General features: G+C 58.5%; 1 pseudogene. It reads right to left on the reverse strand.

What is annotated here, in order from left to right:
• Positions 1-265 (reverse strand): annotated as a pseudogene (locus A3736_RS07155) (hypothetical protein); the annotation flags it as partial.
• Positions 266-323: the final 58 nt, after the last annotated feature.

The following is a 323-nucleotide window of genomic DNA, read 5'->3' on the forward strand; positions in this document are numbered from 1 at the left end:
GGTCGAGCGCATCGTTCAGCCGGATGATGCTGTTTTCCTCGATCGTCCCGGCATTGATGACATCGATGGATTGCGGAATTTCGGAAAGCGCGAAATCACCGCGATAGGCCTGCCGCACACCGGTGACGACGATGGGAGCATCGCCTTGCTCCGCCGCCACGACCGGTAGGCCATCGACTGTCGCGGACTGAGCCATTGCGAGTGTCGGCAGGCAGAACAGGCCGAGCGACGAGAGCGCGGAATTGGCAAGAAAACGGGTAATCATTGGGAAACTCACGGGTATGGGGAAACTCGATGAGACAATGTCTCAATCTAGCGACGCC

Source organism: Erythrobacter sp. HI0063 (assembly GCF_001635685.1).
Taxonomy (GTDB): domain Bacteria; phylum Pseudomonadota; class Alphaproteobacteria; order Sphingomonadales; family Sphingomonadaceae; genus Qipengyuania.